The organism is Mycobacterium sp., from assembly GCF_052144515.1.
Lineage (GTDB): Bacteria > Actinomycetota > Actinomycetes > Mycobacteriales > Mycobacteriaceae > Mycobacterium.
In genome coordinates this window covers 39736-45735 of record NZ_JBKQQD010000564.1, presented here as the reverse complement: position 1 = coordinate 45735, position 6000 = coordinate 39736, and the positions used below count along the sequence as shown (strand labels likewise).

At 63.7% G+C, this 6000-nt stretch carries 6 protein-coding genes; 3 read left to right on the top strand and 3 right to left on the bottom strand.

The genetic code is table 11. From position 1 onward, the window contains the following. Window positions 1–614: phosphotransferase (locus ACLP9N_RS38840; RefSeq protein ID WP_442412367.1), on the bottom strand; the 614-nt coding region annotated here is incomplete at its 3' end. Between the two features lie 83 nt (window positions 615–697). Between ACLP9N_RS38840 and ACLP9N_RS38835 the strand changes: the two genes are divergently transcribed. Continuing rightward, window positions 698–1537 carry an alpha/beta fold hydrolase gene (locus ACLP9N_RS38835; RefSeq protein ID WP_442412366.1) on the top strand — a complete coding sequence of 280 codons (840 nt, stop codon included), beginning with the start codon at window positions 698–700 and terminating at the stop codon, window positions 1535–1537. Here the strand turns inward: ACLP9N_RS38835 and ACLP9N_RS38830 are convergent. Then, window positions 1534–2103, bottom strand: a complete 570-nt coding sequence (locus ACLP9N_RS38830) for a TetR/AcrR family transcriptional regulator (protein ID WP_442412365.1) — start codon at window positions 2101–2103, stop codon at window positions 1534–1536. The two genes, ACLP9N_RS38835 and ACLP9N_RS38830, sit on opposite strands and share 4 nt — an antisense overlap. 128 nt (window positions 2104–2231) lie before the next feature. Between ACLP9N_RS38830 and ACLP9N_RS38825 the strand changes: the two genes are divergently transcribed. Together ACLP9N_RS38825 and ACLP9N_RS38820 are read left to right on the top strand one after the other, a co-directional pair. Then, window positions 2232–3170 (top strand): metal-dependent hydrolase, encoded by a 939-nt coding sequence (locus ACLP9N_RS38825; protein WP_442412364.1) that lies wholly within the window; start codon window positions 2232–2234, stop codon window positions 3168–3170. A gap of 5 nt (window positions 3171–3175) precedes the next feature. Continuing rightward, on the top strand, window positions 3176–4339 hold the full coding sequence (locus tag ACLP9N_RS38820; RefSeq protein ID WP_442412363.1) for a hypothetical protein: 1164 nt from the start codon (window positions 3176–3178) through the stop codon (window positions 4337–4339). A gap of 458 nt (window positions 4340–4797) precedes the next feature. On the opposite strand, the gene ACLP9N_RS38815 is transcribed toward ACLP9N_RS38820, so the two are convergent. Then, window positions 4798–5880: an IS110 family transposase gene (locus ACLP9N_RS38815; protein WP_442412362.1), complete on the bottom strand. Its 1083-nt coding sequence runs from the start codon at window positions 5878–5880 to the stop codon at window positions 4798–4800. Window positions 5881–6000: the final 120 nt, after the last annotated feature.

The window sequence follows — 6000 nt, the reverse complement described above, 5'->3', positions numbered from 1 at the left end:
CAGGTGAACGCTTCTGTCATGACATCGGGTACCTGGTTGTCGGTTCCCCACCGCACGTATTCGTGCCACCACGCCAGCTCGGCGGAAAGCCCGACACCGGCGGGGCGTTCGAGCCAGGGCGCCTCGCTGACCGGAACGCGCTGAAGCCCTGCCAAGGTTTCGAGGAACGAGTCGTGTGCGCGCCGTTGGACCGCTGGGCCCGCATCGTGCAACCACCCTCGGGTCGCGTACGAGGTGTCTGACGGCGTATGACCGGTAATCCGTGGCATCACAAGGAATTTCGAGCCGATCCACGTATGGTCGGGCTCATACAGGATCGGCGAGGGGGTCGCGATCCCGTACTCGTGTAGCAGTTCCTGGGTCAGGGTTTGCGCGCCCAGATCGTAGTCGCGGAAGATGCCTCCACCCGCCGGAGGAATCCGTATCACGTACTCATTGGTGTGCCCGTCGAGATCCGCTGTGAAGACTAGGCTCTCGCTGGACCACCCCGCGGCGCGATTCGCTGCCCGCAGTTCAGATACCGCCGCTTCACCGTGGAACCTGTGCTCGAACCACGCCTGGAGTTGCGCTCGGGTGGCGGCCAGGTCGCGTTGAGCGAGCGTGATTCCTGCCATGCGAACAGATATTACATACGTCTCATTGGATGTAAAGCAATATATGTTTACGTTTGCCTGCATCGATGTAATACGCTCGACGGGTGACCCGGCCCCGACCGCTGACGTTCGGACATATCGAGGACGCAGCGCTTCCGCTCACTGTCCTCGTCCACGGCTTTCCGGACACCCCGCATACGTGGAGGTACCTGGGCCCGGTCCTCGCCGAGCGCGGTTACCGGGTGGTGGCACCTTGGCTGCCCGGATATGACGCACCCGTGGGCAAGCCCGTCAGCGCCGGTACCTACGTGCGCTACCTGCTCGACGTCCGCCGCGAATACCGGGCCGACGAGCGGGCGGTGCTCGTCGGCCACGACTGGGGCGCGAACGCGGGATTCGGAGTGGTGTCCGGCGATCCCAGCGCGTTCGGCCGATTCGTCGCACTGGCGGCGCCTCCGGTCGCCGCGCTTGGCGCGGCCATGTTCACTTACCGCCAGCTGAAGCGCTCGTTCTACATCTGGCTCATCCAGCAGGTCGGCCTGGCCGAGGCCACACTGATTGAGCCCGGCTTCTGGGAGTCGCTGTGGTCAGACTGGTCCCCGGGTTATGACCCGCGCGACGATGTCGCAGAATTGCGTCGGTACGTGACGGCGGACAACATCGCGGATGTCATTTGTCCTTACCGCGCATCCTTCAATCCCCAGTTCGCCGACGCGGATGCTGCGATTGAAGGAGCCGCGACGATGCAGCAGCCGCCGGTGCCGACGCTGTACCTGCACGGCGCCGACGACGGTGCGATCGGCGCCGATCTGCTGGGGGATCTGGCCCAACATCTGCCGGCCGCCGGGTCGGCCTTCGAGATTATCGACGGTGTCGGTCATTTCCTGCATCTGGAACAACCCGCGCTGATCGCCGCGAAAATCTGCACCTGGCTCGACGCTTAGCCGGCCGCCTTGGTGGGCCGTGGCAGACGCCGCCGGGACGGGTCGAGGCCCGCGGCGTGACGCAGTTCGGCCAGGAACTCCTCGGGGCCACCGCCCCCGATCATGTAGTGGCAGACGGCGATACGGACAACCGCGGCGGCCGCGATGCCGCTGTTCTCGCCGGGAATGATGCGGGCGATGCGTTCGTGCATGATGGGCAGCGCACGCTTCATCTGATGGATCACGTGCTCGGGCTCGATGTCGGCCAGCGAGCCGAGCGAGTACGAACTCTGGAAGTCGACAACGAATCGCAGTGCGGCATCGAGCCGGTCGGGTCCGCTCAATCCCGCCATGGCGGCGGTGATGCCTGCGTCGAAGTTGTCCTGTTCGTACAGGCCGAACGCTTCCAGCAGTCCTTCCTTGGAGCCGAAGTACCGATAGAGGGTCGGCCGAGAGACGTTGGCCTCGGCGGCTACATCGGACAGTTGCAGCTTCCGCCGTCCGTCGCGCGAGAGCACGACGAACGTGGCCGCAAGGATCCGTCGTCGCGTCGACTGTTCGGCGTCGGCGAGCGGGCGAGAAGCCACCGTTCCATCCTTTACATATAAAGGTCCAAATGTCACACTGACCCTATCCTAGACCCCGGCGTCCGGACCGGCACATGACACACCGCTGGATGCCAATGTTAAGTCCCGCAATGGGGAGGTGGCGACCGATGACGAAGCTCGTGGTCCGCAAGATCCCCTGGGAGTTCGATGAGACTGTGCCATTCATGTGGCAACCGGCCAACCCGAACTTCGGCCTGTTCTGCAATGCCTTCACGTTCATCGCGGTGCCGTTCGAGCGCTACATCGTCAGCGCGGTCCGAAAGGCCGCGGATCGCCTCAACGAGGACCCGGAAATCGCCGCCGAAGCCGATGCGTTCCTGCGTCAGGAAGCGCAGCACGCCGCGGCGCATCGCAAACACATGATCGCCCTCGTGGCGCGCTACCCCGAGCTGGAGCAGTGCTACGAGGATGCCTGCAGGGCCTACGACGACCTGATCGATGAGCAGCCGATCGAATTCCACGCCGCCTACATCGCCAACCTGGAGGCGACGTTCACACCGCTGTTCAAAGTAATTCTGGACAACCGCGATTCATTGTTCGGCGGGGGAGATCAGCGGGTCGCATCGCTGATGATGTGGCACTTCGTGGAAGAGATCGAGCACCGCAGCTCGGGGCTGATCCTGTGCCGGCACCTCAATCCCGATCCCTGGTACCGCGTCAAACACGTTCGGTCTACGTTCGCCCACGTCGGCGAGCTGTCCGAGCGGGTTGCCAGGACCTTCGATGCGGTCGTACCGCACGAAGATCGTGGGGCGTCGGCTCAAGAGCTGATGTCGAATCTGCTATTCGACGAGTTCAAATACCGCGCTCCCCGGGGTGGACGTCGGCGCGCCCGGCGCGATGGGCCGCCGACGTTGTTCCATGCAGTGCCGACAACCCAGTTGGTCAAGATGGTGTGGCGACTGATGCTGTCGCAGACCCCAAAACACGATCCCGCCGACCAACCGCTGCCGGACTGGGCAGGGGAGTGGATGCGTCAATACGACCGTGGCACAGACATGACGACCTTCTTCGGGTCCCCACCCATCAACACTGCAGGAGAATAATCGCTTTGCTGTCAACAAATTACGGCGGTTTGGTCCCCGAAGATGAACTGCTCACCCACCAGATCGTCGACACGTTCGCCACCGTCGCCCAGTCGGATCCGTCGTGGACGGAGAAGATCTGGACAATCGCGCATGCGCGCGACAACTCGCTGCAGGTCGTCCTCGGTATCGGCAAGTACACCAACCGCGGGGTTTTCGACGGAGCGGCCGGTGTGTGTCGCGGCACCGAGCAATGGACCGTGCGGGCCGGGCGGCGGTTGTCTTCCCACCCGGCGGCCACTCACGTCGGGCCGATTCACTACCGCGTGGTCGAACCGCTGCGCGCCATCCAGGTGAGCCTCGATGCGACCGAACATGCCCCAATCGCATTCGACGTCGAGCTGCGCGGCGACTTCGATGCGGCACTGGAGGATCCGTGGCCTGATCGCAGCCCCGACGGGTACCGCGTCACCCATAACGTGCTGCGGTATCACCAGATAGGTGTGGCCGCCGGTTGGGTCGAGCTGGAGGGCGACCGCACCGAAATCGCGGCCGACAAATGGATCTCGATTCGCGACCACTCGTGGGGACTACGCCCGGGCGTGGGCAAGCCGATACCCGGCCTGCCGCGCGGCGGCCGCAAGATCAAACAGATGTTCATGACCTGGCTGCCGATGACACTGACCCGCCAAGACGGATCTGCGTACTCGCTGTTTGTCATGTACCAGGAGGAGCGCGGCGATGGTTACCTCGAGATCCGCTGTCAGGCAGAGCAACAGAACGCCGACGGCACCGCCCACCGCTTTGCATCGGTAGAGCAGGACCTGCATTTCCAGGACGAAAACCGTCGGTTCACCCACGGAACCATCACGCTCATCGACACCGACGGCGCGAAGCGCCCGTTGACTCTCATCGCGGCAGGCCCGACGGGCTTCCACCTCGGTACCGCCGGCTATTACGGCTGGAACGACTGGGTGTACGGCCAGTGGGTCGGCGATCTCAAGGTGGAGAGCAACCACGTCACCGACTGCGACAAGCTGGAGAACGCGCGTGAACTACACCAGCTGCGGGACCTGCTCGTGCGTGTGGAGGATCCGGTCGGCGGCGGTGTCGGGCTGGGCAACGCCGAGACGTTCGCGCTTGGCGCGTTCCCCGAGCGCGGCCTGACCGCGGAAAACTCATTCCTGTAATCGTCTCCGACGTGTTCACGATTCATGCACAACCGTATGGTTCTAGGATCCGCCACAAAGATGAGAAAAGTCCGTCCGCCATTTTCGATGAGAATTCTGCAAACCTGCAGGTAGAGGCATCGTCATCCGCCACGGAGAATGAGAACCTGATATGTAGGCAAATTTGTCAAGAGGCAGGTGAAAGCCGCCCCGGTTGGGAAGCCGGGGCGGCTTTCGTTTTGGCTAGCCCGGTGGTGGGTGTCGGCGGTCGCTGCTCACGACGGTGGTGTCAGACTGATATGCGCGGGTTGGGTACCGCAGGACGATGATTCGGATGTGAACGTTACTGCTGTCTACAAGCGAGCGTCACTGACGATCTGCGTTGAATCACGTTGTGGCTCATAGGTTCTTGACAGGTTCGTTCACTCACCGCGCCGACGCCCGATCGCCTGGGTCAGCCAAGATTCGATGCCGGCTGCTTATTGCATGGTCGCCAGCGACCAGCACCAGCCGGCGAGTTCGCGGGCAACGGCGACGTTGGCCACCAGAGGGTTCTTGCCGCGTTCGGTGAAACCGCGCCACCGCTTGTTGAGGCGCCGGTTACCGGCGTGTCCACGAGCCCGAAGCGCCGGGTCGACCTTGGCCCAGCGGGCCCGCAGCGTGGGCCCAGATGTGCTGTAGGACTTACGGTGATGCCAGGCTGATTCGATCAGCAGCCGGCGCACATGGGTATTGCCAGCTTTCGTGATCGAACCCTGAACCCGGGAGTTGCCCGAAGAGTATTCGGAGGGCACCAGTCCGACGTAGGCGCCGATCGAGGACCCAGTGAACCGAGACCAGTCACCGATCTCCACCGTCAGGGCCAGACCGGTCAGAGCCGAGATGCCGCGTAGGCAGCCCAGCCGATTGACGAGGTCGGCGAACCGCGGCGAGGCGGCCACCACCATGATCTGCTCATCGAGGCGATCACGCGCCGCGGTCGCTGCCAGCACGGCGTCGAAGCCGTGATCGAACGCCGCCTTCAGGTGAACGTCGTCAAAACGGTGTCGACGCAACCACTCCTCGTGCGCACATGTCCAGGGCGTTCCACCGGAATACACAAACCCTTGCCGCAGCAGCAGTTTCGACAACCGGTGCCGCACCCGCATCAGATCGGCACGGGCATCCTCGCGGGACCGCACCAGATCGCGCACCGCCTCGATCTCCCGTTCCGGCACCCGCACTGCGGTGATCTCACCTAGCCGTAGCAGCCTGGCCAGACGCGCGGCATCACGGGCGTCGGTCTTGACCCGATCCCCAGGCGGGCGCTGCAACTTCGAGGGTGCGGCGACCAGACATTCCATCCCGGCTTCGGTGATCGCCCGCGCCAACCCGAACCCGGTCGGACCGGCTTCGTAGGCCACCCGCACCGGGGCCCTTAGCTGATGCAACCAGCCCAGGACCTCGCCATGATCCGGGCACAGCCGCGCCCGGGCTATTTTGCCTGTCTCCTCATCAACGGCGTGTGCGACGACCGAAAGCGCATGCACATCTAACCCAACACTCGTACCCTGAACAATCACCGGAGGCCTCCTGATCTGCAAATGTGGCACTACCAGCGCGAGTGTTCACTCACGCGGCAACCCACGAATCGATTTGCAGCACGAGGCCTTCGGCCTCAGCTAGCCCCCATACCGTCTACA